Here is a 23,827-nt window from a genome sequence, read left to right as displayed (position 1 = left end):
GCGCCTACACGGTCTCCTGCACCACACCGGACGCGTCGGCGCGCAGCACGGGCGCGCCGGCGGTCAAGTCCCGGACAGCGGCCAGCGAATCCCCGTCGACGGCACCCGCCGCAGTGACCACGGCCGCCGCCTCCAAGCCCTCGGCCCCGCTCGACACGGCCGCCGCGACGGCCGCCTGGAGCGCGGTCAGCTTGAGCGACGGCAGCGCGACGGTGGTGGCCGCGTAGGTCCGGCCATCGGTGTCGCGGACCGCCGCGCCCTCCGCCGCGCCCGTGCGGGCCCGCGCCGAACGCGCCAGCGTCACGATCTTCTGGTCCTCGGGGTCGAGGTCACTCACCGCTGGTCCCCTCGCTGTTGTCGCCGTTGTTCGCCGGACGCACCAGCACCGTGGTGATGCGCATCCGCCCGCGTTCGTCCTTGCCGCCCTCGGCCCGCATCCGCAGGCCCGCGATCTCGGCCTCCGTGCCCGGCAGCGGCACGCGACCCAGGCGTTGGGCCAGCAGGCCGCCGACGGTCTCCACCTCGTGGTCGTCCAGCTCCGTGCCGAACAACGCGTCCAGGTCGTCCACCGGCAACCTGGCGCTGACCCGCACCGAACCGTCGGTCAGGTGCTCCACCGGCGGCCGGTCGTCGGTGTCCGACTCGTCGGTGATCTCACCGACGATCTCCTCCAGGATGTCCTCGATGGTGAGCAGCCCCGCCGTGCCGCCGTACTCGTCCACCACCACCGCCAGGTGGTTGCGGGACAGCTGCATCTCCCGCAGCAGGTCCGCGATGGGCTTCGAGTCCGGGATGAACGACGCCTGCTTCATCACCTCCGCGACCGACGTGCCGTTCGGCTCCTCGGCCAACGTCAGCCGCACCAGGTCCTTGAGGTTCACCACGCCGACGATGTCGTCGACGCTCTCCCCGATCACCGGCACCCGCGTGTACCCGGTGCGCAGCGACAGGGCCAGCGCCTGGCGGATCGACTTGGTCTGCTCGATCCACACGATCTCGGTGCGCGGCACCATCACCTCGCGCGCGATCGTGTCGCCGAGCTCGAAGACCGAGTGGATCATCTCCCGCTCGCCCTCGTCCACGACGCCGCGTTCCTGCGCCATGTCGACCAGCTCGCGCAGCTCGACCTCGGACGAGAACGGGCCCTCGCGGAAGCCCTTGCCCGGCGTGATCGCGTTGCCGACCAGGATCAGCAGCTTGCTCAACGGCCCCAGCACGCGGCCGAGCACCCGGATCGGGCCGGCCGCCAACAGGCTCACCGCGTACGGGTGCTGCCTGCCGATCGTCCGCGGACCCACGCCGACAAGCACGTACGACACCACGAGCATGCTCAGCCCGGCGACCAGCATGGCCACCCAGTCGGTGGTGATGAGCCCCAGGCAGACCACGGTCACCAGCACCGTCGCCGCCAGTTCGCAGCCCAGGCGCAGCAACAGCAGCAGGTTCACGTGCCGCGGCCGGTCGGCCAGCAGCTGGATCAGCTGCCCGGCACCCGCCCGGCCCTGCCGCTGCAACGCCTCGACGCGCGCCCGTGACACCGTGCCCAGCGCCGCGTCCACACCCGCGAACGCGCCGGCCGACAACACCAACACCACGGCCAGCACCAGCAGGCCGGCGGAACTGCCTATCACCTCGCCCGCCTCAGGCTGTCGGCTCGGGCCGGTCCGCGTCTTCCAGGCCGACCGCCCCGAGGAGCTTCGAGTCGGCCTCGCGCTGCGCCGACTTGCGCTCCGCCTCGGCCGCCGCGGTGCGGAAGTCGCCCAGGATGCGGTTCTGCAGCGTGAACATCTCCCGCTCCTCGGCCGGTTCGGCGTGGTCGTAGCCCAGCAGGTGCAGCACGCCGTGCACGGTCAGCAGGTGCAGCTCGTCCAGCAGGCTGTGGCCCGCCTTCTTGGCCTGGTCCTTGGCGAAGTCCGGGCACAGCACGATGTCGCCGAGCAGCGCCGGGCCGAGGCCCGCCGCGTCGGGGCGCCGCGCCGAGTCCAGCTCGTCCATCGGGAACGCCATCACGTCCGTCGGGCCGGGCAGGTCCATCCAGCGCTGGTGCAGGTCCGCCATCACGTCCAGCTCCACCAGCAGGACGGACAGCTCGGCCAACGGGCTGACGCCCATCCGGTCCAGGGCGAACCGGGCGGCGGCGACGATGGACGGCTCGTCCACGTGCACGCCCGACTCGTTCGCGATCTCGATGCTCACGGCGCCTATCGTCCCCGGCGTTGCCCGCGTGACCTCGCACCGGGTCCGGCGTGGTGCTGGTGCTGGTCGGCCGCGTCACCTTCGTCCTGCTCGACCTGCCACTTCTCGTAGGCGTCCACGATGTCCGCGACCAACCGGTGACGGACCACGTCGCTGCTGGTCAGGATGGAGAAGTGGACGTCCTCGACGCCTTCCAGGATGTCCCGGACGACCTTCAACCCGCTGCGCTGCCCACCGGGCAGGTCGACCTGGGTGACGTCGCCGGTCACCACGATCTTCGAGCCGAAGCCCAACCGGGTGAGGAACATCTTCATCTGTTCGGGCGTCGTGTTCTGCGCCTCGTCCAGGATGATGAACGCGTCATTCAGCGTGTTGTGCGTCAGCAGGTAGTCCTCGGTGACGTACAGCGAGTCCGCCGCGGCCACCTGGATGCACACCGCCTCCGTCCGGCCCGCGGGTTCGATGCTGTCGATGAACCGCATGGGACGCCCATCGCCACCCGCCGCGCGGTACTTCTCCCGCTTGCGTGCGAGACGGAAGGGCTCGACACCCTCGGGCAACCGGATGTCGACGACGTGCGCGTCGTGGGTGTAGCCCACCGACCGACCGTTCGCGAAGCCCGGCTGCCTTCCTTCCGCCACGCGGGTGCGCGAGTAGGCCACACCGCCCAGCGACCGGACCAGGCGGACGACGTCGTTCCTGAGCTGGGTGGATGTGGTCGTGTACTGGATACGGCAGGTGCGCCCGGCCTGCGTGACAGGTCCGCCGTCGGAGTCCAGCAGACCTTGGAGCAGCGCCAGCCTCACCTCGGCCGTGTTGACGAGGTAGATCTCCGGGATGAACTTCGTGTGCGAACGTGTGCCCAGCAGGCTCATCGCCCGGAGTGCCCCGGTGACGGGGTTCTCCAACGTGACGACATCACCCGGCGACTTCACCCGGTTGAGGGTGTAGTTCACCCGGTCCTTCCACTTGACCGCGACACCGGGCAGAGCCGACTGGAGCGCGACCGCCAACTCGGGGTCGTCGGTTGCGAAAGAAGGTGTGGTCGATCCGGTCAGACAACCATCTCCGAGCAGAAGGCCCAAGGCGTACGGGTCCATCGGGACCTCGCGCTCCGGGTGGCGGATCGGGGCGCTGAGCAGCGGCAACTCGTACCGGCGCGCGTGGGCGGCGCGGAGGTTGCCGATCATCTCCTTGGTCTCCAGGACGCGCCACGGCTTGTTGCGGCGGCGATCGGACCTGGTGCGCACCGTCCAGAGGTGGTCGCCGCACGCCAGCGTCGAAGCGCCGTCCTGGGCCATCACCCGGTAGATGTCCTTCACGCCCTGTGGGTAGACACCGAGGACCGGCGTGGGCTCGCCGTTCGAGCCGACGACCAGGTCACCGACCTGGAGGCTGCCGATGGGCCGGAAGCCCTCAGGCGTCAGCACGTTGGTGAACACCGGTTGTGCCCGACCACGCATGTAGGCCAGTGGGGCGACCTCGATCGTGCCCGCCTGGGTCAGGCGCGGGATCGACTCCGGGTCGACCATGTCGTGCAGCGCGTCGTACAGGGGGCGCAGGTACGGGTCGATCTTCTCGTAGAGCGTGCCCGGCAGGTAGCCCAGCCGCTCGCCCGCCTCGACCGCCGGCCGGGTGAGGATGATCCGGTTCACCTGCTTGGCCTGCAGCGCCTGCACGGCCTTCGCCATGGCCAGGTAGGTCTTGCCGGTGCCCGCGGGCCCGATGCCGAACACCACGGTGTTCTGGTCGATCGCGTCCACGTAGTGCTTCTGGTTCAGCGTCTTGGGCCGGATGGTGCGGCCGCGCCGGGAGATGATGTCGAGGCTGAGCACCTCGGCGGGCGACTCCGCGGTGCCGGCGGACAGCATCGCGACCGTGCGGCGGACCGTGTCCTGGCCGACCTGCTGACCGCGGCTGGCCAACGTGACCAGTTCGGAGAAGACGCGTTCGGCGAACGCCACGTCGGCCGGTTGGCCGGAGAGCGTGATCTCGTTGCCGCGCACGTGCACGTCGGCGACCAGCAGTTCCTCGGCGAGCCGGAGGTTCTCGTCACGCGACCCGAGCAGGGCGAGCACCGCGCCGTCGGGCACGGCGAACTTGGATTGGGCGTCGGCCGCGGTGGTGGCTGCTGCCTGCGGCGTGTTGTCAGCGGTACCGGCCACGTGGCCTCGGGCCCTCTTCCTGCGCGTTCGCGCCGTGCTCTGGTGAATTCGACCTACCGGCTCGATGCTAGCCGTCCCCACCGACAGTCCGCACCGGAGTAAGAAACGGGTTGGACACGGCGGGTGTACTCGACGTCGTGGTGACGATGCGCGTGCTGACCCCCGACGACCTGCCCGCGTGCGTCCGCCTGGCGTCGGACCGGCGGTGGCCCGAGGAGTCGGCCAAGTGGGCGTTCCTGCTGCGGGTTGGAACCGGTTTCGGGCTGTTCGACGGTGGTGCGCTGGTCGGCACCACGATCGTCACCCGATTCGGTGACGAGCACGCGGCGGTGAGCATGGTGCTGGTGGCGACCGGTCACGGTGGGCGCGGGTTGGGGCGGCGGTTGGTGGAGCACGCCCTGGCGTTCGCGGGCACGCCGGTGGTGTCGCTGCACGCGACTTCGTACGGCAAGCCGCTGTACGAGAAGCTCGGGTTCCGCTCGGTGGGTTCGGTGACCGCGCACGTCGGGGCGTTCCGCGGGACGGCGTCGGGCACGTCGCGGCCGCTGGAGGCCGGTGACCGGGCGAAGGTGGTGGCGGTCGACGCCGAGGTGTTCGGCGCCGACCGGTCGGCGGTGTGGGAGCAGCTGTTCGGGTTCGCGTCGCAGGTCAGGGTGGCCGACGACGGGTTCGCGGCGATGTGGCGGAACGGGGCCGTGTCGATGATCGGGCCGGTGGTGGCGCCGTCGGCGGGGCGGGCGGCGGAGTTGATCGCGGACCTGGCGGTGGGCGCGACGGTGCGGGTGGACGTGCGGGACCCGGCGTTGGCGGCGTGGCTGGAGGCGCACGGCGTGGTGCCCCGGGCGACCGTCGACCTGATGGTGCGGGGTGCGCTCGGAGGCGACCGTGCGCGGCTGCACGCGCCGGTGATGCAGGCGCTGGGTTAGGCGAGGGGGCCGAGCGGCCGTCCGCCGAGCACGTGCAGGTGGGCGTGGAACACGGTCTGGCCCGCGTCCGCGCCGGTGTTGAACAGCAGCCGGTAGCCGCTGTCGGCGACGCCCTCGGACTTGGCCACCTCGCCCGCGGCCAGGAACAGGTCGTCCAGCACGGTGGGCGCGGCGGCGGCCAGTGCCGCGGCGTCCGGGGCGTGCACCTTGGGTACGAGCACGACGTGCGTCGGCGCCTGGGGGGCGATGTCGCGGAACGCCAGCGTGGTGTCGGTCTCGTGCACCACGGTCGCCGGGATCTCGTGGGCGACGATGCGGCAGAACAGGCAGTCGGACATGGCTCCGCAGGCTACCCACCCGGCCGGTCACGCCGTCCTGAGCGTTGAACTCGGGGTACCCGAACGTAGGACACGCGCGTTCCGAACGTAGGACACGCGCGAGTCGAACGTCCGGGTCGCGCGAGTCGAACGTTCGGGTACCCCGAGTTCTACGTTCGGGCCAGGCGCAGGGCGGCGTCGCGGCAGGTGGTCCAGGCGGTGGTGCCCGGGGTGATCAGGGACATGTGGTCGGTGGCCGGGAGGGCGATCAGCTCGGCGCCGGACGACTCGGCGAACGCCTCGCTCTGGGCGAACGGCACGTCCTCGTCGTCCTCGCCGTGGATCAGGACCAGCGGTTTCGGGATGGGCAGGCAGGCGGCCGGCGAGGCGTCGGCGTAGAGCGCCGGGACCTCGGCGGGGGTGCCGCCCAGCAGTTCGGCGGCTCGCCGGGTGATCTGCGGGTGCTGGAGGAAGTCCAGGACGCCTGCCTGGGCCACGGCGCCGATGACCCGGGGGTGGCGGGCGGCGGCCCAGACCCCCAGGTGGCCGCCGGCGGAGTGACCCAGCGTGACGACGGGGCCCAGCGCGGGGTCGAGGGCGTCGATGGCGGCCAGCACGTCGTCACCGGTGGCGGGCCAACCGCCACCCGCGGTTACCCGCCGGTACTCCACGTTGTACGCGGCGACGCCGTGAATGACCAGGTCAGCGGCCAACGGGCGGCCGAGTTCCAATCCATAACGCTGATGCCAAAACCCGCCGTGGATTACCACGATGACCGGAAACGATTCACCGGACGGCGTGGAAAACTCACCGAACTGGCTCGGGTGCGGTCCGTAGACGATGCGCAATCGAAACCCCTTGGACGCAAAAAAGAGGCCGCGTCGCGGTGGGACCTGGGGGTCGTCCCACCGCGACGCGGCGGCGCCGGACCGAGGGGGGAGGTGTCCGGCGAGTCTGGCGAGGAGCCGATCACGGTAGACCAATGCGACCCCTCTGCCATGAGGGTAACCCCTATGTCAGGTGTTCGCCAGAAGGGAGCACGCCCAATTACCGCCAGCGATCGGTCAGCACACCCAGCGCACCCAAAGCCACCGCCGCCGCGGTCGACGCTCGCAGTACGGCAGGTCCCAGTCGCACTACGTGCGCACCCACCCCGGTCAACGTGGACAATTCCTCGTCGGTGATGCCACCTTCCGGTCCGACGACCAGCAGCACATCACCCGAAGTGGGCAGCTGAACCGATCCGATGGCCACCGAAGCTGATTCGTGCAAAACCAAAGTGACCGCCGACGACGAGGCCAACCGCGCCAGCCCGGACGTGGAAACGGGTTCGGAGACCGACGGCACGCGCGCCCGGCGGGCCTGCTTGGCCGCCTCACGGGCGGTGCTGCGCCAGCGTTCGAGGGCCTTCGCCCCGCGCGGGCCGTCCTCCCACTTGGTCACGCAGCGCGAGGCACGCCACGGCACGACGCCGTCCACGCCCGCCTCGGTGGCCAGCTCCACGGCCAGCTCGCCCCGGTCGCCCTTCACCAGGGCCTGCGCCACCACCACCCGCACGGACGGCTCCGGCACGACCCACCGTTCGACCACGCGCAGCCGCAGGGAGTCCTTGGACGCCTCCGACACCACGCACCGCGCCTGGGCGCCGGTGCCGTCGGAGAGCACCAGCTCCTCCCCCGCGCGCAACCGGCGCACGGTCGCCGCGTGCCGCCCCTCCGGGCCGTCCAGGACGGCCTCGTCACCCGACGGCAGCGCGGCGACCAGGAAGACCGGCAGGGTCACCGGTGGTTGCGGCCGGACCGCAGCCGCGAGAAGAGCCCGCCGCCGCCCTTGCCGTTGTGCGCGAGCGTCGGCTCGTCCTCGCCGCGCACGACGGCCAGCTCGCGCAGCAGTTCGGCCTGCCGGGCGTCCAGCTTGGTCGGCGTGACGACCTCCAGGTGCACGTGCAGGTCACCGCGGCCGTCGATGCGCCCGCTGGAGCGCAGCCGGGGCATGCCGCGCCCGGTGAGCACCAGCTCGGTGTTCGGCTGGGTGCCGGGCTCGATCTCCAGCTCCTCCTCGCCGTCCAACGTCTGCAACGGCAGCACCGCGCCCAGCGCCGCGGTGGTCATCGGGATGCGCACCGAGCAGTGCAGGTTCGCGCCGTCACGCTCGAAGACCTCGTGCGGCACCTCCTCGACCTCGACGTACAGGTCGCCCGCCGGTCCGCCACCGGGGCCGACCTCGCCCTGGCCCGCGAGCCGCACCCGCATGCCCTCGGCCACGCCGGCCGGGATCTGCACCGAGATGGTGCGCCGCGAGCGCACCCGGCCCTCGCCCGCGCACTGCTGGCACGGGTCCGGGATGACCTCGCCGAGGCCGCGGCACACCGGGCACGGCCGCGCCGTCACGACCTGGCCCAGGAACGAGCGCTGCACCGACTGCACCTCGCCCCGCCCGCCGCACGTGTCGCAGCGCACCGGGGACGATCCGTCCGCGCACCCGCTGCCCACGCACCGGTCGCACAGGATCGCCGTGTCGACCGTGAGCTCGCGCGAAGCGCCCGCCGCGCACTCCTCCAGCGTCATCGACAGCCGGATCAGCGCGTCGGAGCCGGGCTGCACGCGGCTGCGCGGACCGCGCCCGCCACCGCCGCCCGCGCCGAAGAACGCGTCCATGATGTCGCCGAGACCGAATCCCGCGAACGGGTCGCGCATGCCGCCGCCACCGCCGCCGGGCTCCAACGGGTCGCCGCCCAGGTCGACGACCTGCCGCTTCCTCGGGTCCGACAGGACCTCGTAGGCGGCGGTCACCTCCTTGAAGCGCGCTTCCTCGTTGGGGTTGACGTCGGGGTGCAGCTGCCGCGCGAGCTTGCGGTAGGCGCGCTTGATCTCGTCGGGAGTCGCGTTCTTGGCGACCCCGAGCGTGCCGTAGTAGTCCCTCGCCACCGTGTTTCCTCCTGCGAACGCGCTTCGACACGCGCTCGCTCGCTTGCGAAACGTCCTTCGGGACCGCGGTGTTCCCCCGCCGTCACCGTCCGGTCAAGATCTCCCCCACGTAGTTGGCGACCGCTCGGACCGCCGCCATCGTGCCGGGGTAGTCCATGCGGGTCGGCCCCACCACGCCCATGCCGCCGAGCAGGTTGTCCCGGCTGCCGTAGCCGATGGACACGATCGAGGTGCTGCGCATCTCCGCCGCTTCGTTCTCCTCGCCGATGTGCACCAGGATCCGGCCCGGGTCACGGGCCGCGGCGAGCAGCTTGAGCACCACGACCTGCTCCTCCAGCGCCTCGAGCACCTGCCGCAGCGAACCGGGGAAGTCTGCCACGTTGCGGGTGAGGTTCGCCGTGCCACCCAGTACCAGGCGTTCCTCGGGGTGCTCCACCAGCGACTCGATGAGCACGGTGCTGACCCGCAGCACGATGTCGCGCAGCTCGCCCGGCGACTCGTCGGGCAGCTTCGCGACCTCGGCCGAGGCGTCGGACAGGCGCTTGCCGACCATGGCCCCGTTGAGCATGGACCGGATGCGGGCCACGTTCTCCTCGGTGATCACGTCGCCGAGGTCGACCGAGCGCTGGTCGACCCGCCCGGTGTCGGTGATCAGCACCAGCATCAGCCGCGCCGGTGTGATGGCGAGCACCTCGATGTGCCGGACCGTGGACCGGCTCAGCGTCGGGTACTGGATGACGGCGACCTGGCGGGTCAGCTGGGCCAGCAGGCGGACGCTGCGGCGCAGCACGTCGTCCAGGTCGTAGGCGCCTTCGAGGAAGTTCTGGATGGCCTTGCGCTCGGGCGTGGACAGCGGCTTGACCTCGCTGAGCCGGTCCACGAACAGGCGGTAGCCCTTGTCGGTCGGCACGCGGCCCGCGCTGGTGTGCGGCTGCGTGATGTACCCGTCCTCCTCCAGGGAGGCCATGTCGTTGCGCACGGTCGCGCTCGAAACGCCCAGGTTGTGCCGTTCCACCAGGGCTTTCGAGCCGACCGGCTCCTGGTTCGACACGTAGTCGGCGACGATCGCGCGCAGCACTTCGAACCGGCGCTCATCGGCGTTCACGCGCGTCACCTCCGGGCTGGGGCATGCTGCTTCACCTTGAGTTTACGGAGGTTCGGGCCAGTATCGGAAAATCCCGTCACCGGGCTCGCGGCGGCCGGTAGCTTCCGGTGTGCTCACCCTCGTCCAGGCCGCCCTGCGCGACGCGATCAGGGCCGATGCCGAACGCGTCGGACCGTTCCTGGTCCGCTTCGACGCGCACAGCGACAGCCCGTTCATGAACTACGCCGTGCCCGACGAGGGCGCCGCGCCGACCCGGGCCGAGGTGGACGCCCTGGTCACGGCTTTCCGGGCGCGGGCGCGCACGCCGAGGTTGGAGTACCTGCGGCCCTCGCCGGTGGTGGACGCGGCGCTGGCGGCGGCCGGGTTCACCGCGGACCAGCTGCTGCCGGTGATGGCGGTCGACGAGCTGGTCGCGCCACCGGTGCCCGCCGGGTTGACGGTCGAGGCGGTGACTTCGGACGACGACCTGCTGGCGGTGTCCGTGGTGCAGAACACGGCGTTCGGCGTGGGCGGGGTGGCCGGGGCGCAGGACGTGGCGCGGCAGCGGTCGCTGTTGCGCGACGACGGGGTGGTCGTGCTGGCCCGGCTGGACGGTGTGGCCGCGGGTGCGGGCGCGCACACCGCGCCGCGGCACGGGCTGTCGCAGGTGGCGGGGATCGCGGTGCTGCCGTCGTTCCGGGGGCGGGGCATCGCGTCGGTGGTGTGCGCCGACCTCACCGCGCGGGTCTTCGACTCGGGCTGCACGCCGTTCCTGGAGACCGAGCCGGACGGGAAGGTGACCCGCCTGTACGGGCCGTTGGGCTACCGGACGATCGGCGAGTCGGTGTCGATCACGCTCGAAGAACGGCTTCGCCCAGGTCCCCGCCACGGGGAACCCCTGGCGTGAAGGTGCCGACGGGGTCCGACAGCCGAAGTGATCACGTGAGCCGGCGCACCACGGCGTCGGCGAGCAGGCGGCCCCGGTCGGTGAGCACGCAGTGGCCCTCGTCAAGGGCGGTCTGGTCGAGCAGGCCGTCGGCGGCGGCGGCCTTGGCCTCGGCATGGCCGTCGGGGTCGAGCACGTCCAGCGGCAGGCCGGTGGACAGGCGCAGTTCCAGCAGCACCCGTTCCACCCGGCGGTCGTCGTCGCCGAGGACCTCCCGGCCCGCGGCGGGTGAGGTGCCGGCGGCCAGGAGTTCGGCGTACTTCGCCGGGTGCTTGACGTTCCACCAGCGCACGCCGCCCACGTGGCTGTGCGCGCCCGGTCCGGCGCCCCACCAGTCGGCGCCCTGCCAGTACAGCAGGTTGTGCCGGCACGCGGCCTCGGCCGACGCGGCCCAGTTCGACACCTCGTACCAGGTCAGGCCCTGCTCGGTCATGGCCGCGTCGATCAGCTCGTACTTGTCCGCGAGCACGTCGTCGTCGGGCATCGGCAGCTCGCCGCGGCGGACCCGGCGGGCCAGCGCCGTGCCCTCCTCCACGATCAGCGCGTACGCCGACACGTGGTCGACACCCGCGTCGCGCACGGCGTCCAGCGACGACCGGAGGTCGGCGACCGTCTCCCCCGGCGTGCCGTAGATGAGGTCGAGGTTCACGTGCTCGAACCCCGCCGCGCGGGCCTCGCGCGCGGCGGCCACCGGCCGACCCGGCGTGTGCACGCGGTCGAGCACGGCGAGCACGTGCCGCGCGGCCGACTGCATCCCCAGCGACACGCGGGTGTAACCAGCGTCACGGATGGCCGAGAAGAACTCCGGCGACGTGGACTCCGGGTTCGACTCCGTGGTGACCTCCGCGCCCGGCGCCAGGCCGAACGAGGACCGCACCGCGTCGAGCACCTGGCCCAGTCCCGCTGCTCCGAGCAGCGACGGGGTGCCACCGCCGACGAACACCGTGTCCACCGCCGGCGGGTCGCCCAGCACGGTGGCCGCGAGGTCCAACTCCCGCCGCAGCCCTTCCAGCCAGGACGCCGGCGAGGCGGAAGTGCCCAGCTCACCGGCGGTGTAGGTGTTGAAGTCGCAGTAGCCGCACCGGGTCGCGCAGAACGGCACGTGCACGTAGACCCCGAACGGGCGGTCACCCAGACCGGTGAGCGCGGATGGGGGCAGCGAGCCGTCGGAGGGCGCGGGATCACCGATCGGCAGAGCGGAGGGCATGGTCCCCATTGTCCCATCTACCAGCAGCGCAACCCCGTCCCACGATGCGGATGACGGTGGACCACGAGGTGGACGCGTGGCACGCTGACTGACATGACATCGACCGGAGTCCGCCTGGTGGTCCGCCGCCACGTCGACTTCCGGCGTGTCTCCAGCGCGATGTGCCGTCGTTCGGCATAACCCGCGCCTGCCTTTTTGTTCCCGTCGGCGCCGGGTGCGCTGACGAGACCCCCACCACAGCTCCACCGGGACTCGCACGCGCACCAGCGCCCCGAAACCCCGGAGGACGAGGATGGTCCCCCCGACGACGACGCCTCAGCGCACCAAGCAGCGCCGAGGTGAGGGGCAGTGGGCGCTGGGCTACCGCGAGCCGCTGAACCCGAACGAGCGGAGCAAGAAGGACGACAACCCGCTCAACGTCCGGTCGCGGATCGAGAACATCTACGCCCACGGTGGCTTCGACTCGATCGACCCGGCCGACCTGCGTGGACGTTTCCGCTGGTACGGCCTGTACACCCAGCGCAAGCCCGGCATCGACGGCGGCCGCACGGCGACGTTGGAGCCGGAGGAGCTGGACGACGAGTACTTCATGCTGCGCGTCCGCATCGACGGCGGCAGGCTCACCACCCAGCAGCTCGCGCTGATCGGCGAGCTGTCCCAGACCTACGCGCGTGACACGGCCGACATCACCGACCGGCAGAACGTGCAGTACCACTGGATCCGCATCGAGGACGTCCCGACGATCTGGCAGAAGCTGGAGGACGCGGGCCTGACCACGATGGAGGCCTGCGGCGACAGCCCGCGCGTGGTGCTCGGCTCGCCGGTGGCGGGCATCGCCGAGGACGAGGTGGTCGACGGCTCGCCGGCGATCGACGAGATCCTGCGCCGCTACATCGGCGACCCGCGCTTCTCGAACCTGCCGCGCAAGTTCAAGACGGCGATCTCGGGCCTGCCGGACGTGGCGCACGAGATCCACGACGTGGCGTTCGTCGGCGTGGACCACCCCGAGCACGGCCCCGGGTTCGACCTGTGGGTCGGCGGCGGCCTGTCCACCAACCCGATGATCGGCAAGCGGCTGGGCGCGTGGGTGCCGTCCGACGAGGTGCCGGACGTGTGGGAGGGCGTGATCAGCGTCTTCCGCGACTACGGCTACCGCAGGCTGCGGCACCGGGCCCGGATCAAGTTCCTGGTCGCCGACTGGGGCCCGGAGAAGTTCCGGGAGGTCCTCGAGACCGAGTACCTCAAGCGCACGCTGGTCGACGGCCCCGCGCCGGAGGTGCCCGCGATCCCGCGCGACCACGTCGGCGTGCACAAGCAGAAGGACGGCCTGTTCTACATCGGCGCGGCCCCGATCGCGGGCCGGGTGTCCGGTTCCACGCTGGTCGAGATCGCCAAGGTGGTCGAGCGCGCCGGTTCGAGCCGCGTGCGGCTCACGCCCCAGCAGAAGCTCGTGGTGCTGGACGTGCCCGAGGCAGAGGTCAAGAACCTCCAGGCCGACCTGGCGAAGCTGGGGTTGCAGACCGAGCCGTCGCCGTGGCGGCGGGGCGTGATGGCCTGCACCGGCATCGAGTTCTGCAAGCTCGCGATCGTCGAGACCAAGGCGCGGGCGGTGGACCTGGTGTCCGCGCTGGAGTCCCGGCTGGTCGACGTGGTGGCGGGGGTCACGGAGCCGATCTCCGTGCACATCAACGGCTGCCCCAACTCGTGCGCCCGCATCCAGACCGCGGACATCGGCCTCAAGGGCATGATCGTCACCGACGCCGACGGCAACCAGGTCGAGGGCTTCCAGGTGCACCTGGGCGGCGGGCTGGGCCTGGACGCCGGGTTCGGCCGCAAGCTGCGCGGCCACAAGGTGACGGCCACCGAGCTGTCGGACTACGTCGAGCGCGTGGTGCGCAACTTCGTCGCCAAGCGCGAGCCGGACGAGCGGTTCCCGCAGTGGGTCGCCCGTGCGGAAGAGGGTGACCTCAAGTGAGCGCGGTCGCGTTGGTCGTCCGAGGCCGCTTTCCGACGCCGGAGCTTGCGGAGGTGGCGGAAACCGGGCTCGGACGACCAACTTCCCCGGCGACCGCGCCGCCGTCTCCGGAGGAGCGGCCATGAGCACCGAGAGGGCCACCCCCTTCTACTGCCCCTACTGCGGCGACGAGGACCTTCGCCCGCAGGAGGAGCCCGGCTACTCGTGGCTGTGCGCCTCCTGTCGCCGCGTGTTCACCGTGAAGTTCGTTGGTCTCAACCTTCCTCAGGAGGTGCAGCGATGACCGCCCCCACCAGGGTCGAGGAACTGAAGGTGATCGCCGAGGCCGCTTCGGTCGAGCTGGCGGACGCCAGTGCCGAAGAGGCGCTCGCGTGGACCGCCCGCACGTTCGGCGAGAGCTGGATCGTCGCGTCGAACATGCAGGACGCCGTGCTGATCGACCTGGCGACCAAGGTCAAGCCGGACGTCGAGGTGCTGTTCCTGGAGACCGGCTACCACTTCGCCGAGACCATCGGCACGCGGGACGCCGTCGACCTGGTCTACCCCGGCGTGCACATCGTCAACGCCGCGGCCGAGCAGTCGGTGGCCGACCAGGAGGCGCAGTTCGGCCTGCTGAACCAGACCGACCCGAGCCGGTGCTGCCAGCTGCGCAAGGTCATCCCGTTGCAGCGCACGCTCAAGAGCTACGACGCGTGGGTCACCGGCGTGCGCCGCGTGGACGCGCCGACCCGGGCGAACACGCCGATCGTGCAGTGGGACGAGCGCAACGGGCTGGTGAAGATCAACCCGATCGCGCCCTGGTCCGACGAGCAGTTCAACACCTACATCGCCGAGCACGGGATCCTGGAGAACCCCCTGGTGCAGGCGGGTTACCCCTCCATCGGCTGCGCGCCGTGCACCGCGAAGCCGCTGCCGGGCGCCGACGCCCGCAGCGGCCGGTGGGCGGGCCAGGCCAAGACCGAATGCGGGTTGCACGGATGACGACCCCGACAGCTCTCGACACGCTGGGCCGCCTGGAGTCCGAGGCGATCCACATCTTCCGCGAGGTGGCGGGCGAGTTCGACCGGCCGGTGATCCTGTTCTCCGGCGGCAAGGACTCGACCCTCCTGCTGCACCTGGCGGTCAAGGCGTTCTGGCCCGCGCCGGTGCCGTTCCCGCTGCTGCACGTGGACACCGGGCACAACTTCGAGGAAGTCATCGAGTTCCGCGACAAGGTCGTGGCCCAGCACGGGCTGCGGCTGGAAGTCGCCAAGGTGCAGGACTACATCGACGACGGTCGGCTGGCCGAGCGCCCCGACGGCACGCGCAACCCGTTGCAGACCGTGCCGCTGCTGGACGCGATCACCGGTCACAAGTTCGACGCGGTGTTCGGCGGCGGTCGCCGGGACGAGGAGCGGGCCCGCGCCAAGGAGCGGATCTTCAGCCTGCGCAACGCCTTCGGCCAGTGGGAACCGCGCCGGCAGCGCCCGGAGCTGTGGAACCTCTACAACGGCCGGCACCGCCCCGGCGAGCACGTCCGGGTGTTCCCGCTGTCCAACTGGACCGAGCTGGACGTGTGGCACTACATCGCCCGCGAGGGCATCGAGCTGCCGTCGATCTACTACGCCCACCGCCGCGAGGTGTACCTGCGCGACGGGATGTGGCTGGCGGAAGGCCCGTGGGGCGGTCCGCGCGAGGGCGAGGACAAGGTCGAGAAGACCGTCCGCTACCGGACCGTCGGCGACGGGTCGTGCACCGGCGCGGTCGAGTCGGACGCCGCCGACATCGAGACCGTCATCGCCGAGGTGGCGGCCAGCAGGCTCACCGAGCGCGGCGCGACCCGCGCGGACGACCGGCTGTCCGAGGCCGCCATGGAAGACCGCAAGCGGGAGGGCTACTTCTAGATGAGCGACCTGTTGAGGTTGGCGACGGCGGGCAGCGTGGACGACGGCAAGTCCACGCTGGTCGGCAGGTTGCTGTACGACACCAAGTCGGTGCTGGCCGACACGCTGGACGCGGTGCACCGGGCCAGCGCCGACCGCGGCCTGACCACCCCCGACCTGTCGCTGCTGGTCGACGGCCTGCGCTCGGAACGCGAGCAGGGCATCACCATCGACGTGGCCTACCGCTACTTCGCCACGCCGAACCGCTCGTTCGTGCTGGCCGACACCCCCGGCCACGTGCAGTACACCCGCAACACGGTGACCGGCGCGTCCACCGCGCAGCTCGGCGTGCTGCTGGTCGACGCGCGCAAGGGCGTCATCGAGCAGACCCGCCGGCACGCCGCCGTGCTCGCGCTGCTGGGCGTGCCGCGCCTGGTGCTGGCGGTCAACAAGATCGACCTCGTGGACTTCGACGAGGTGACGTTCTCCCGCATCGCCAAGGAGTTCACCGCGCACGCCACCGCCCTCGGGTACGCCGAGGACGCTGTGGTGGGGATCCCGGTGTCCGCGCTGGCGGGCGACAACGTGGTGGACCGCTCGTCGCGGACGCCCTGGTACGGCGGCCCGACGCTGCTGGAGCACCTGGAGTCGGTGCCGGTTGAGCCGGACGCGCACGACGCGCCGTTCCGCTTCCCGGTGCAGTACGTGATCCGCCCGCGCACCCCCGAGCACCCGGACTACCGCGGTTACGCGGGCCAGGTCGCGGCGGGCACGGTGCGGGTCGGTGACGAGGTCGCCGTGCTCCCGGCCGGGCTGCGGTCCACCGTGACCGGCATCGACACCGCCGACGGCCCGTTGCGGGAGGCGGTCGCCGGCCAGTCGGTGACGTTGCTGCTGGCGCACGAGCTGGACATCTCGCGGGGCGACCTGATCGCCACCGCCGGGCAGCCGCCGAGGGTGACCGACGAGTTCGAGGCCACGGTGTGCTGGCTGTCGGAGAAGGCGTTGACGCCGGGCGCCCGCGTCCTGGTCAAGCACGGCACCCGGACCGTGCAGGCGATCGTCACCGAGCTGCGCACCCGGTTCGACGAGCAGAAGCTGGGCAGCACCGACGCGCCGGGCTCGTTGGCGCTGAACGAGATCGGCCAGGTCGCGGTGCGCACCGCCGAGCCGATCCCGGTGGACGACTACACGAAGGACCGCCGCACGGGAGCGTTCCTGGTCATCGACGCCGCCGACGGCAGCACGCTGGCCGCGGGGCTCGTGGGTGCTCCGCTGCCGGAGGTGGACGGCGTGGACAGCTGTACCGAGGGCGATGATCCCGCCCAACCCGACAGCCACGCCCTCGTGTCCCCCGGCCCCTGAGAGGTCTCCCGTGCACACCAAGCGCCGCTTCCTGACCACGTCACTGGCAGTACTGACCGCACTGACCGCACTCGCCGGGTGCTCCCGGATCGACCGCGGCGCGGAGACCGCCGCCGGCGCCCAGGACCAGGGTGCCGCGGCGGAGGTCCGCCTCGGCTACTTCCCCAACGTCACCCACGCCGCCGCCCTGATCGGCGTGGACAAGGGCTTGTTCGCCAAGGAACTCGGCGGCACCAAGCTCACCACCCAGACGTTCAACGCCGGCCCCGACGCGGTGAACGCGCTGCTCGGCAGTTCGCTGGACGTGTCGTTCATCGGTTCCGGCCCCGCGATCAACGCCTACGCCAAGTCGAACGGCGAGGCGGTCAGGCTGGTCTCCGGGGCCACGTCGGGCGGCGCGCAACTCGTGGTCAAGCCCGAGATCACCTCGCCCGCCGACCTGAACGGCAAGATCCTCACCAGCCCGCAGCTGGGCAACACGCAGGACGTCGCGCTCAAGAAGTGGCTGGCCGACGAGAAGCTCGACGTGCAGGTGACCAACGTCGAGAACTCGCAGTCGCTGGACCTGTTCAAGCGCGGTGACATCCACGGTGCGTGGGCGCCGGAGCCGTGGTCGTCACGGCTGGTGCTGGAGGCGGGCGCGAAGGTGCTGCTGGACGAGAAGGACCTGTGGGAGGGCGGCGAGTTCCCGACCACGGTGATCCTCGTGCGGGCGAAGTTCCTGCGGGAGCACCCGCAGACGGTCGAGGCGCTGCTGCGCGGCCACCTCGCGGCCACCGACTTCGCGCTGAACAACGAGGTCGAGGCCAAGCAGGTCGTCAACAACGCGTTGAAGCAGCTCACCGGCAAGGCGCTGGGCGACCCGGTGCTGGACCGGGCGTTCGACAACATCGAGCTGACGTTGGACCCGCAGGCCAAGAGCTTCCCGCGGTTGGCGCAGGACGCCGTCACCGCGGGCGTGGCGAAGGAGGCCGCGAACGTGGCCGGTCTCGCCGACTTCACGTTGCTGAACAAGGTGCTCTCGGCGGCGGGCAAGCCGACCGTGGACACCGCCGGGCTGGACAAGAAGTAACTCGAGGAAGGCAGGCACACCATGACCGCCACGCTTGAGACCCCAGCGGCCTTGTCCGACGTGGACGCCGCGGTGACCTTGTCCGGGGTGCGGAAGGTCTTCGGCCACGGCTCGGCCGGCGTCGTCGCGCTCGACGGCGTCGACCTGTCGGTCGCCCCGGGCGAGTTCGTGTGCCTGCTGGGCGCGTCCGGCTGCGGCAAGTCGACCTTGCTGAACCTGGTCGCCGGGCTGGACGCGCCCACCTCCGGCCGCATCGAGCTGACCACGTCGCGGCCCGCCGTGATGTTCCAGGAGGCCGCGCTGATGCCGTGGCTGACCGCGGCGCGCAACGTCGAGCTGCCGCTGCGGCTGGCGGGCCTGAAGCGGGGCCCGCGGCGGGAGAAGGCCAGCGAGCTGCTGTCGCTGGTCCGGCTGGTCGGCGCGGGCCACAAGCGCCCGCACGAGCTGTCCGGCGGCATGCGGCAGCGCGTGGCACTGGCGCGCGCCCTGGCGTCCACGCTCGGCAGCGCCGAGGACGGCACGCCGGGTCTGCTGCTGATGGACGAGCCGTTCGCCGCGCTGGACGCCATCACCCGCGACGTGCTCCAGGCGGAGCTGGTGCGGGTGTGGCGGGAGACGTCCACGGCGATCGTGTTCGTCACGCACGACGTGCGCGAAGCCGTCCGGTTGGGCCAGCGGGTCGTGCTGCTGTCGTCCCGCCCGGGCCGCGTGGTGCGCGAGTGGTCCACCGTGGACTGCGACGAGCCCGCCGTCATCGAGGACATCACGACCCACCTGCGAGAGGTGATCAGCGGTCATGCCGCAGCTTGACACCGACCTCGCGGCCGTCGGCGCCGGTCTGGACGCGCTCGACGCGCCGTCCGGTGAGCAGCGGCCGTCGTTCCGCAAGCGGTTCCTCCGCACGGCCGTGCCGCCGCTGATCGCGTTCGCCCTGCTGCTCGGCGTGTGGCAGGCGTTGTGGGCGCTGGCGTTCTGGCCGGAGTACCAGCTGCCCGCGCCCGGGTCGGTGTGGGCGGCGGTGGCCGAGGCGATCGAGACCGGCCGGGCGTTCGAGGTGCTCTGGACCTCGGTGAGCCGCGCCGTGCTCGGGTTCCTCACCGCCGTGGTGATCGCCACGCCACTGGGCCTGCTGATCGCCAAGGTGCGGGTGGTGCGCGCGGCCATCGGGTCGTTGCTGACCGGCCTGCAGTCGCTGCCGTCGGTGGCGTGGGTGCCGGCGGGCATCCTGTGGTTCGGCGCGACGCCCGCGACCATCTACTTCGTGGTGCTGATGGGTTCCGTGCCGTCCATCGCGAACGGCCTGGTGTCGGGCGTCGACCAGATCCCGCCGCTGTTGCCGCGGGTCGGTCAGGCGTTGGGCGCCGGTCGGATGGCCGCGGCACGGCACATCCTGCTGCCCGCCGCCCTGCCCGGGTACCTGGCCGGGTTGAAGCAGGGGTGGGCGTTCTCGTGGCGGTCGCTGATGGCCGCGGAGATCATCGCCACGTCGCCGCAGCTCGGCGAGGGGCTGGGGCAGTACCTGCACAACGGGTCGGCGTTGAACGACATCTCGATGGTGATCGCGGCGATCTTCCTGATCCTGCTGGTGGGCGTGGGCATCGAGCTGCTGGTGTTCCGGCCGTTGGAGCGGGCGGTGCTGCGGGCGCGCGGATTGACGGGCGCCCTGTGACCGCGCTGGTGGCCGTGGCGCACGGCAGTCGTGATCCCCGGTCGGCGGCGACCGTGCACGAGCTGTTGGACGTGGTGCGGGCGTTGGCGCCGTCGGTGGACGTGCGCGGGTCGTTCCTGGACCTTTCGGTGCCACTGCTGGGTGACGTGCTGCGTGGTGTGTACGCGGACGGTCACCGTTCGGCCGTGGTGGTGCCTTTGTTGCTGGGCAAGGCCTTCCACGCGCGGGTGGACGTGCCGAGCGCGGTCGCGGACGCCTGCCTGCCCGGCCTGGACGTGACGATCTCCGACGTGCTCGGCCCGGATCCCCGGCTGGAGTCGGCGGCGTTGCGCCGGCTGGCGTCGGTCGGTGTCCGGTCCCGTGATCGCACGCTGGGCGTGGTCCTGGCCGGCGCGGGTTCGTCGCACCCCCCGGCCAACGCCCTGGTGTCGTCGATCGCCGCCCGCTGGGCCGCGGGTTCCGGCTGGGCGGGCGTGACAGCGGCCTTCGCCTCCGCCGCGCAACCGGACGTGCCCACGGCCGTGGCGCGCCTGCGTGCCCAGGGTGCCCGTCGCATCGCCGTGGCGTCGTGGTTCCTGGCACCGGGCTTCCTCCCGGACCGGGTGGCCCGGCTGGCCGGCGGGGACGCGATCATCGCCCCGCCACTCGGCCCGGACCCCGAGGTGGCCGAACTGGTCCTGCACCGCTACGAGGCCGCGGCGTCCGCCCCACTGGCCCACTCCGCCTAACCGCGCGTCCTACCTCCAACCCCGCGCGTGTCCTACCTCCAGAACGCGCGTGTCCTACGTTCGCGTCGCGCGTGTCCTACGTTCAGAACGCCCGTGTCCTACGTTCAGGACCCCCGAGTTCAACGCTCAGGACGGCCGGACGGTGTTCTGAGCGTTGAACTCGGGGGTTCCGAACGTAGGACACGCGAGACCTGGACGTAGGACTCGCGCGGGGTGGGGGTTGGACTCTCGCGGTCAGGTGTCCGATTCCAGGGCGGTGACCAGGCGTTCCATCACCTTGAGGGTGGTGCGCAGCTCCTCCAGGTCCACCTGGGCCGAGATGCGGTTGGTGAACGCGTGCTGTGCCTGCGCCAGACGGGAGACGGCCTCGTAGCCGGCGGCCGTGGGGCGGAACAGCTTGGCCCGCTTGTGCGCCGGGTTGGGCAGGTACTCGGCCAGGCCCTTCGACACCAGCAGGTCGGCGATGCGCTGCACGCTCTGCCTGGTCAGGCTCATCTCCCGGGCGATGCCCGACACCGGCAGCGGTCGGCGCAGGACCGCGCCCAGCACCTGCCACCACGCGGCGGTGAGGCCGACCGGCCTCGTCATCACCTCCGCCGCCTCCAGGAACCCGCCGTAGAGGCGGAACGTGCGCATGATGACCTCCGTCAGCACGTCCCCCGCCTCCGTCCGCGGCTCGACCTCGTCCACGGCACCACCCGCGGTCTCGCTCACGGTCTCGTTCACGACACCGCGGCGACGAGCTTGCCGAACCACGACGGGTCGCCCGTGCGGTACAGGCCGTACCACGCCTCCAGCACGGCCGGCTCGTACAGGTCCAGCTCCACGAAGATCTCCCGCGCGAACTCCAGCGCCGACGCCGCACCGGCCGTGATCACGCCGTCCGCCCGCACCGCGCGCTCACCGCTGAACAGCGACGCACCGGTGTACCCGGGCACGGACGCCAGCTGCTCCACCGCGTTGCCGCCGTGCGCGCGGTCGTTGAGCAGGCCTTCGGCCGCCAGCCCGATCGTCGCGCCGCAGATCGCCGCCACCGGCACGCCCGCGTCCAGCCACCGCCGCGCCGCCGCGGCGAACACCGCGTTGTCACCGCTCTCCCAGGTGTCCGCGCCGGGCAGGATCAGCATCGCGCTGTCGGCCGGGTCGACGTCGGCCAACGCCAGGTCCGGCGTGATCCGCAGGCCACCGATGGACGTCACCGGGTTCAGCGTCGCGCCGACGGTCCGCACCCGGTAGAGACCGGGCACCTTCTGAAACTGCGGCGTGTTGATCTGCGCCGTCGCGTACCCGAACTCCCAGTCGGCCAGCGTGTCGTACACGGCGAGGTGGACCGTCTTCGTTGTCATGACAGTATCCTGTCATTTTGACAGCACACTGTCAATCCACCGGGGATCGTAGAGTGCGCCCATGGCAGACGAGCTGGTCCACTACGAGGTGCGGCGTGGCATCGCGACGATCACGCTGGACTCCCCCCACAACCGCAACGCCCTGTCCGCACGCCTGCGCGCCGACCTGACCGGGCACCTGAAGACCGCCGCGGCCGACGACGCCGTGCGCGTGGTCGTGCTGAGCCACACCGGACCGGTGTTCTGCTCCGGCATGGACCTCAAGGAGGCGGGCGGCGCGAGCGCCGGCGAGCAGGGGGTCAACGAGTTCCCCGCGATCCTCGCGCAGCTGTGGACCAGCCCGAAGCCCGTCGTCGCACGGCTGGCGGGCCCGGCACGCGCGGGTGGCGTCGGCCTCGTCGCGGCGTGCGACATCGCGGTCGCGGTGGACACGGCGACGTTCGCGTTCAGCGAGGTCCGCATCGGCGTGGTGCCCGCCGTCATCTCGGTGACCGTGCTGCCCCGCCTGCTGCCGCGCGCCGCGCACGAACTGTTCCTGACCGGCGAGACGTTCGCCGCGCCGAGGGCCGCGGCCATCGGTCTGATCAACTCGGCCGTGCCCGCCGACGACCTCGACGCCGAGGTCACCCGTTACACCGACATGCTCGCGCTGGGCGCGCCGAACGCCTTGGCCGCCACCAAGCGGATGCTCCGGGAACCGCGGTCCGGCGACCTGGACGAGGTGTTCGCCGACATGCTGGCCCTGTCCGCACGGCACTTCGGCGGCGCCGAGGGCCAGGAGGGCATCGCCGCGTTCGTGGGCAAGCGCAAGCCGTCGTGGGTGCCCACCGGCCCTGAAGACGCAAGCCCGGAAGGGAGCGACACCCGGAGGGCGGACGGCTAGAACCAGCCGGTGCACTCGATCGTGCCCTCGGACGACCCGCACGCCCGCATCAGCTTGCGGTCGTTGCCGAACGCCTCGGTGTGCGCGCCGGTGCCGGACGCGACCCTGGTGTGACCGAGGAACCCCTCGTAGCCGGACCCGTCGAGGTTCTTGCGATCGGTCCAGATCTCCTCGGCGGGCTTGGCCTCGCTCAACCGCCCCCAGGCGCAGCGGGTGCGGTTGGACGCGCGGAGTTCGACGGTCCGGCCGTTCTGCATGACGACCGGGTTGTCGCCGCCGACGACGTCGAACGGCGTGAACGGTTCCAGGTAGTCGCAGCCCGGCTCCTCGGCGCGGGCGGGGACGGCGAAGGTCAGCGTGAGCGCCGTGGCGGCGACCAGGCGCAGTACCGGGTGGTTCATGGCTGGACTGTGCCGCCGTCGGGGGATCCCCGCAGCGCGAGCGGGCCGGGATGACTCAGTCGGTGTACACGACGGTCAGCACGCGGTCCCCGAGTTCGGCGGTGCGCGTCACCGCGTCGGCCAGCACGGCCTCCACGTCGGCGTTCCCGCCCTCCCACTCCAGCACGTGCTCGCCCTCCGGCAGCCACGACAGGTCGGTCAGACAGTCGTGCAGCGCGTCCAGGTTGCCCCCGAACCAGTCGGGGAAGCTCAACGCCTCCGCGATGGCCCCGATGGCTGCCCGCTTCGAGCGCGCGCCGCGGCGCACCACGTGTCGGTAGGTCATTTGCGCACGTCCACGACGACGAACGACTCGTAGTGGTCGGCCGTGTAGTACACCTCGTCGGACGACCCGGTCACCAGCCGCCGCGCGCCCCGGTCGTCGCTGCCCGGTGTCGGCACGGTGTACTCCCGGTAGTAGTCGGACGGTTTCGCGGGCAGCCGCTTCTCGCGGTTCTGGAACGTCACGCCGTCGTTGCGCGGGTACGGGAACGGCCCGCCCTCACCGATCAGCTCCCAGGTGGCCTTCACCTGCGCGGGCAGGCCGGACAGCGGCTCGACCGGCAGCCCGGAGGCCGCGCCCGGCACGGTCGAGGCGGCGCCCGGGGGTGGAGCGGGGTCGGACGACGTGCCGGTGATGTCCTTGGCGAAGTAGCCGACCACGACGAGGGCGATCAGGCCGAGCAGTGCGACGGAGAGCCGCCGGGCGGGGGTCACGG

At 71.6% G+C, this 23,827-nt stretch carries 27 protein-coding genes and 3 pseudogenes; 13 read left to right on the top strand and 17 right to left on the bottom strand.

The genetic code is table 11. From position 1 onward, the window contains the following. Nucleotides 1-4 precede the first annotated feature (4 nt). The 6 genes and pseudogenes from AB0K14_RS12240 to AB0K14_RS12215 all read right to left on the bottom strand — a co-directional run. On the bottom strand, nt 5-337 hold the full coding sequence (locus AB0K14_RS12240) for a cytidine deaminase (RefSeq protein ID WP_360453095.1): 333 nt from the start codon (nt 335-337) through the stop codon (nt 5-7). Then, the gene (locus AB0K14_RS12235) at nt 330-1,628 is read right to left on the bottom strand and encodes a hemolysin family protein (protein ID WP_360453285.1); all 1,299 of its coding nucleotides are present in this window, start codon (nt 1,626-1,628) and stop codon (nt 330-332) included. The genes AB0K14_RS12240 and AB0K14_RS12235 overlap by 8 nt, the downstream gene beginning before the upstream one ends. A gap of 13 nt (nt 1,629-1,641) precedes the next feature. Then, entirely contained in the window at nt 1,642-2,196 is a 555-nt protein-coding gene (ybeY, locus tag AB0K14_RS12230; RefSeq protein ID WP_360453092.1) for an rRNA maturation RNase YbeY, read from the bottom strand. A 5-nt stretch (nt 2,197-2,201) separates the two neighbouring features. Then, nucleotides 2,202-2,567: pseudogene (locus tag AB0K14_RS12225) on the bottom strand (PhoH family protein); the annotation flags it as partial. 270 nt (nt 2,568-2,837) lie between these two features. Next, nucleotides 2,838-3,071: pseudogene (locus AB0K14_RS12220) on the bottom strand (LAGLIDADG family homing endonuclease); the annotation flags it as partial. A gap of 576 nt (nt 3,072-3,647) precedes the next feature. Then, nucleotides 3,648-4,361, bottom strand: a pseudogene (locus tag AB0K14_RS12215) (PhoH family protein); the annotation flags it as partial. Between the two features lie 146 nt (nt 4,362-4,507). Between AB0K14_RS12215 and AB0K14_RS12210 the strand changes: the two are divergent. Continuing rightward, nucleotides 4,508-5,287, top strand: a complete 780-nt coding sequence (locus tag AB0K14_RS12210; RefSeq protein ID WP_360453282.1) for a GNAT family N-acetyltransferase — start codon at nt 4,508-4,510, stop codon at nt 5,285-5,287. On the opposite strand, the gene AB0K14_RS12205 is transcribed toward AB0K14_RS12210, so the two are convergent. The 5 genes from AB0K14_RS12205 to hrcA all read right to left on the bottom strand — a co-directional run bounded on the left by AB0K14_RS12205 (nt 5,284) and on the right by hrcA (nt 9,636). Continuing rightward, nucleotides 5,284-5,625: a histidine triad nucleotide-binding protein gene (locus AB0K14_RS12205; RefSeq protein WP_360453089.1), complete on the bottom strand. Its 342-nt coding sequence runs from the start codon at nt 5,623-5,625 to the stop codon at nt 5,284-5,286. The two genes, AB0K14_RS12210 and AB0K14_RS12205, sit on opposite strands and share 4 nt — an antisense overlap. A gap of 149 nt (nt 5,626-5,774) precedes the next feature. After that, complete coding sequence (locus AB0K14_RS12200) at nt 5,775-6,452, bottom strand: alpha/beta fold hydrolase (RefSeq protein ID WP_360453086.1); 678 nt, start codon at nt 6,450-6,452, stop codon at nt 5,775-5,777. A 199-nt stretch (nt 6,453-6,651) separates the two neighbouring features. Beyond that, nucleotides 6,652-7,386: a 16S rRNA (uracil(1498)-N(3))-methyltransferase gene (locus tag AB0K14_RS12195; RefSeq protein ID WP_360453084.1), complete on the bottom strand. Its 735-nt coding sequence runs from the start codon at nt 7,384-7,386 to the stop codon at nt 6,652-6,654. Next, nucleotides 7,383-8,531 (bottom strand): molecular chaperone DnaJ, encoded by a 1,149-nt coding sequence (dnaJ, locus tag AB0K14_RS12190; protein WP_360453081.1) that lies wholly within the window; start codon nt 8,529-8,531, stop codon nt 7,383-7,385. The genes AB0K14_RS12195 and dnaJ overlap by 4 nt, the downstream gene beginning before the upstream one ends. Before the next feature lie 82 nt (nt 8,532-8,613). Next, entirely contained in the window at nt 8,614-9,636 is a 1,023-nt protein-coding gene (gene hrcA, locus AB0K14_RS12185) for a heat-inducible transcriptional repressor HrcA (protein WP_360453078.1), read from the bottom strand. Between the two features lie 109 nt (nt 9,637-9,745). On the opposite strand from hrcA, the gene AB0K14_RS12180 reads away from it, so the two are divergent. After that, on the top strand, nt 9,746-10,522 hold the full coding sequence (locus AB0K14_RS12180) for a GNAT family N-acetyltransferase (protein ID WP_360453075.1): 777 nt from the start codon (nt 9,746-9,748) through the stop codon (nt 10,520-10,522). Between the two features lie 31 nt (nt 10,523-10,553). Here AB0K14_RS12180 and hemW read toward each other — a convergent pair whose 3' ends face one another. After that, on the bottom strand, nt 10,554-11,768 hold the full coding sequence (gene hemW, locus AB0K14_RS12175; protein ID WP_360453072.1) for a radical SAM family heme chaperone HemW: 1,215 nt from the start codon (nt 11,766-11,768) through the stop codon (nt 10,554-10,556). A 93-nt stretch (nt 11,769-11,861) separates the two neighbouring features. Here hemW and AB0K14_RS12170 point away from each other — a divergent pair, with 93 nt between their 5' ends. From AB0K14_RS12170 to AB0K14_RS12125, 10 genes are all read left to right on the top strand, one after another. Further along, complete coding sequence (locus AB0K14_RS12170) at nt 11,862-11,948, top strand: putative leader peptide (RefSeq protein WP_360453279.1); 87 nt, start codon at nt 11,862-11,864, stop codon at nt 11,946-11,948. Between the two features lie 112 nt (nt 11,949-12,060). Continuing rightward, nucleotides 12,061-13,743, top strand: a complete 1,683-nt coding sequence (locus AB0K14_RS12165; RefSeq protein ID WP_360453070.1) for a nitrite/sulfite reductase — start codon at nt 12,061-12,063, stop codon at nt 13,741-13,743. Nucleotides 13,744-13,864: 121 nt separating this feature from the next. After that, nucleotides 13,865-14,026, top strand: coding sequence for a hypothetical protein (locus AB0K14_RS12160; RefSeq protein WP_033437321.1), 162 nt, complete (start codon nt 13,865-13,867; stop codon nt 14,024-14,026). Then, the gene (locus AB0K14_RS12155) at nt 14,023-14,724 is read left to right on the top strand and encodes a phosphoadenylyl-sulfate reductase (protein WP_360453067.1); all 702 of its coding nucleotides are present in this window, start codon (nt 14,023-14,025) and stop codon (nt 14,722-14,724) included. The genes AB0K14_RS12160 and AB0K14_RS12155 overlap by 4 nt, the downstream gene beginning before the upstream one ends. Further along, nucleotides 14,721-15,626, top strand: coding sequence for a sulfate adenylyltransferase subunit CysD (gene cysD / locus AB0K14_RS12150; RefSeq protein WP_360453065.1), 906 nt, complete (start codon nt 14,721-14,723; stop codon nt 15,624-15,626). The genes AB0K14_RS12155 and cysD overlap by 4 nt, the downstream gene beginning before the upstream one ends. Then, the gene (locus tag AB0K14_RS12145) at nt 15,627-16,970 is read left to right on the top strand and encodes a GTP-binding protein (RefSeq protein ID WP_360453063.1); all 1,344 of its coding nucleotides are present in this window, start codon (nt 15,627-15,629) and stop codon (nt 16,968-16,970) included. Nucleotides 16,971-16,980: 10 nt separating this feature from the next. After that, nucleotides 16,981-18,042 carry an ABC transporter substrate-binding protein gene (locus tag AB0K14_RS12140; protein ID WP_360453061.1) on the top strand — a complete coding sequence of 354 codons (1,062 nt, stop codon included), beginning with the start codon at nt 16,981-16,983 and terminating at the stop codon, nt 18,040-18,042. Nucleotides 18,043-18,063: 21 nt separating this feature from the next. Next, nucleotides 18,064-18,852: an ABC transporter ATP-binding protein gene (locus AB0K14_RS12135; RefSeq protein WP_360453059.1), complete on the top strand. Its 789-nt coding sequence runs from the start codon at nt 18,064-18,066 to the stop codon at nt 18,850-18,852. Then, nucleotides 18,839-19,711, top strand: coding sequence for an ABC transporter permease (locus AB0K14_RS12130; protein WP_360453057.1), 873 nt, complete (start codon nt 18,839-18,841; stop codon nt 19,709-19,711). Before AB0K14_RS12135 ends, AB0K14_RS12130 begins: the two co-directional genes overlap by 14 nt. Then, complete coding sequence (locus AB0K14_RS12125; protein WP_360453055.1) at nt 19,708-20,439, top strand: sirohydrochlorin chelatase; 732 nt, start codon at nt 19,708-19,710, stop codon at nt 20,437-20,439. Before AB0K14_RS12130 ends, AB0K14_RS12125 begins: the two co-directional genes overlap by 4 nt. Nucleotides 20,440-20,673: 234 nt before the next feature. Here the strand turns inward: AB0K14_RS12125 and AB0K14_RS12120 are convergent, their stop codons facing one another. Together AB0K14_RS12120 and AB0K14_RS12115 are read right to left on the bottom strand one after the other, a co-directional pair. Next, the gene (locus tag AB0K14_RS12120; RefSeq protein WP_360453053.1) at nt 20,674-21,165 is read right to left on the bottom strand and encodes a MarR family transcriptional regulator; all 492 of its coding nucleotides are present in this window, start codon (nt 21,163-21,165) and stop codon (nt 20,674-20,676) included. Continuing rightward, complete coding sequence (locus tag AB0K14_RS12115; protein ID WP_360453051.1) at nt 21,162-21,785, bottom strand: DJ-1/PfpI family protein; 624 nt, start codon at nt 21,783-21,785, stop codon at nt 21,162-21,164. Before AB0K14_RS12115 ends, AB0K14_RS12120 begins: the two co-directional genes overlap by 4 nt. Before the next feature lie 61 nt (nt 21,786-21,846). Here AB0K14_RS12115 and AB0K14_RS12110 point away from each other — a divergent pair, with 61 nt between their 5' ends. After that, on the top strand, nt 21,847-22,668 hold the full coding sequence (locus AB0K14_RS12110; RefSeq protein WP_360453049.1) for an enoyl-CoA hydratase-related protein: 822 nt from the start codon (nt 21,847-21,849) through the stop codon (nt 22,666-22,668). Here the strand turns inward: AB0K14_RS12110 and AB0K14_RS12105 are convergent. Genes AB0K14_RS12105 through AB0K14_RS12095 form a run of 3 tightly spaced genes read right to left on the bottom strand, consistent with a single transcriptional unit; the run spans nt 22,665 to nt 23,825 of the window. Then, the gene (locus AB0K14_RS12105; protein ID WP_360453047.1) at nt 22,665-23,069 is read right to left on the bottom strand and encodes a hypothetical protein; all 405 of its coding nucleotides are present in this window, start codon (nt 23,067-23,069) and stop codon (nt 22,665-22,667) included. The two genes, AB0K14_RS12110 and AB0K14_RS12105, sit on opposite strands and share 4 nt — an antisense overlap. A 55-nt stretch (nt 23,070-23,124) precedes the next feature. Further along, nucleotides 23,125-23,394 carry a barstar family protein gene (locus AB0K14_RS12100; RefSeq protein WP_360453045.1) on the bottom strand — a complete coding sequence of 90 codons (270 nt, stop codon included), beginning with the start codon at nt 23,392-23,394 and terminating at the stop codon, nt 23,125-23,127. Further along, nucleotides 23,391-23,825, bottom strand: coding sequence for a ribonuclease domain-containing protein (locus AB0K14_RS12095; RefSeq protein ID WP_360453043.1), 435 nt, complete (start codon nt 23,823-23,825; stop codon nt 23,391-23,393). The genes AB0K14_RS12100 and AB0K14_RS12095 overlap by 4 nt, the downstream gene beginning before the upstream one ends. Nucleotides 23,826-23,827 lie beyond the last annotated feature (2 nt).

This window comes from Actinosynnema sp. NPDC050801, from assembly GCF_040673975.1.
GTDB lineage: Bacteria > Actinomycetota > Actinomycetes > Mycobacteriales > Pseudonocardiaceae > Actinosynnema.
The sequence above is the reverse complement of the archived record's forward strand: the minus strand, read 5'-3'. Positions and strand labels throughout refer to the sequence as shown.

Excerpts from the sequence above, each read along its gene's own strand:
- AB0K14_RS12205 (WP_360453089.1), bottom strand. The coding sequence starts at position 5,625 with ATGTCCGACTGCCTGTTCTGCCGCATCGTCGCCCACGAGATCCCGGCG.
- AB0K14_RS12135 (WP_360453059.1), top strand. The coding sequence starts at position 18,064 with ATGACCGCCACGCTTGAGACCCCAGCGGCCTTGTCCGACGTGGACGCC.
- hemW (WP_360453072.1), bottom strand. The coding sequence starts at position 11,768 with ATGCCCTCCGCTCTGCCGATCGGTGATCCCGCGCCCTCCGACGGCTCG.
- AB0K14_RS12165 (WP_360453070.1), top strand. The coding sequence starts at position 12,061 with ATGGTCCCCCCGACGACGACGCCTCAGCGCACCAAGCAGCGCCGAGGT.
- AB0K14_RS12130 (WP_360453057.1), top strand. The coding sequence starts at position 18,839 with ATGCCGCAGCTTGACACCGACCTCGCGGCCGTCGGCGCCGGTCTGGAC.
- AB0K14_RS12115 (WP_360453051.1), bottom strand. The coding sequence starts at position 21,785 with ATGACAACGAAGACGGTCCACCTCGCCGTGTACGACACGCTGGCCGAC.
- AB0K14_RS12105 (WP_360453047.1), bottom strand. The coding sequence starts at position 23,069 with ATGAACCACCCGGTACTGCGCCTGGTCGCCGCCACGGCGCTCACGCTG.
- AB0K14_RS12170 (WP_360453279.1), top strand. The coding sequence starts at position 11,862 with ATGACATCGACCGGAGTCCGCCTGGTGGTCCGCCGCCACGTCGACTTC.
- AB0K14_RS12210 (WP_360453282.1), top strand. The coding sequence starts at position 4,508 with ATGCGCGTGCTGACCCCCGACGACCTGCCCGCGTGCGTCCGCCTGGCG.
- AB0K14_RS12145 (WP_360453063.1), top strand. The coding sequence starts at position 15,627 with ATGAGCGACCTGTTGAGGTTGGCGACGGCGGGCAGCGTGGACGACGGC.
- cysD (WP_360453065.1), top strand. The coding sequence starts at position 14,721 with ATGACGACCCCGACAGCTCTCGACACGCTGGGCCGCCTGGAGTCCGAG.
- AB0K14_RS12160 (WP_033437321.1), top strand. The coding sequence starts at position 13,865 with ATGAGCACCGAGAGGGCCACCCCCTTCTACTGCCCCTACTGCGGCGAC.
- AB0K14_RS12100 (WP_360453045.1), bottom strand. The coding sequence starts at position 23,394 with ATGACCTACCGACACGTGGTGCGCCGCGGCGCGCGCTCGAAGCGGGCA.
- AB0K14_RS12155 (WP_360453067.1), top strand. The coding sequence starts at position 14,023 with ATGACCGCCCCCACCAGGGTCGAGGAACTGAAGGTGATCGCCGAGGCC.
- AB0K14_RS12110 (WP_360453049.1), top strand. The coding sequence starts at position 21,847 with ATGGCAGACGAGCTGGTCCACTACGAGGTGCGGCGTGGCATCGCGACG.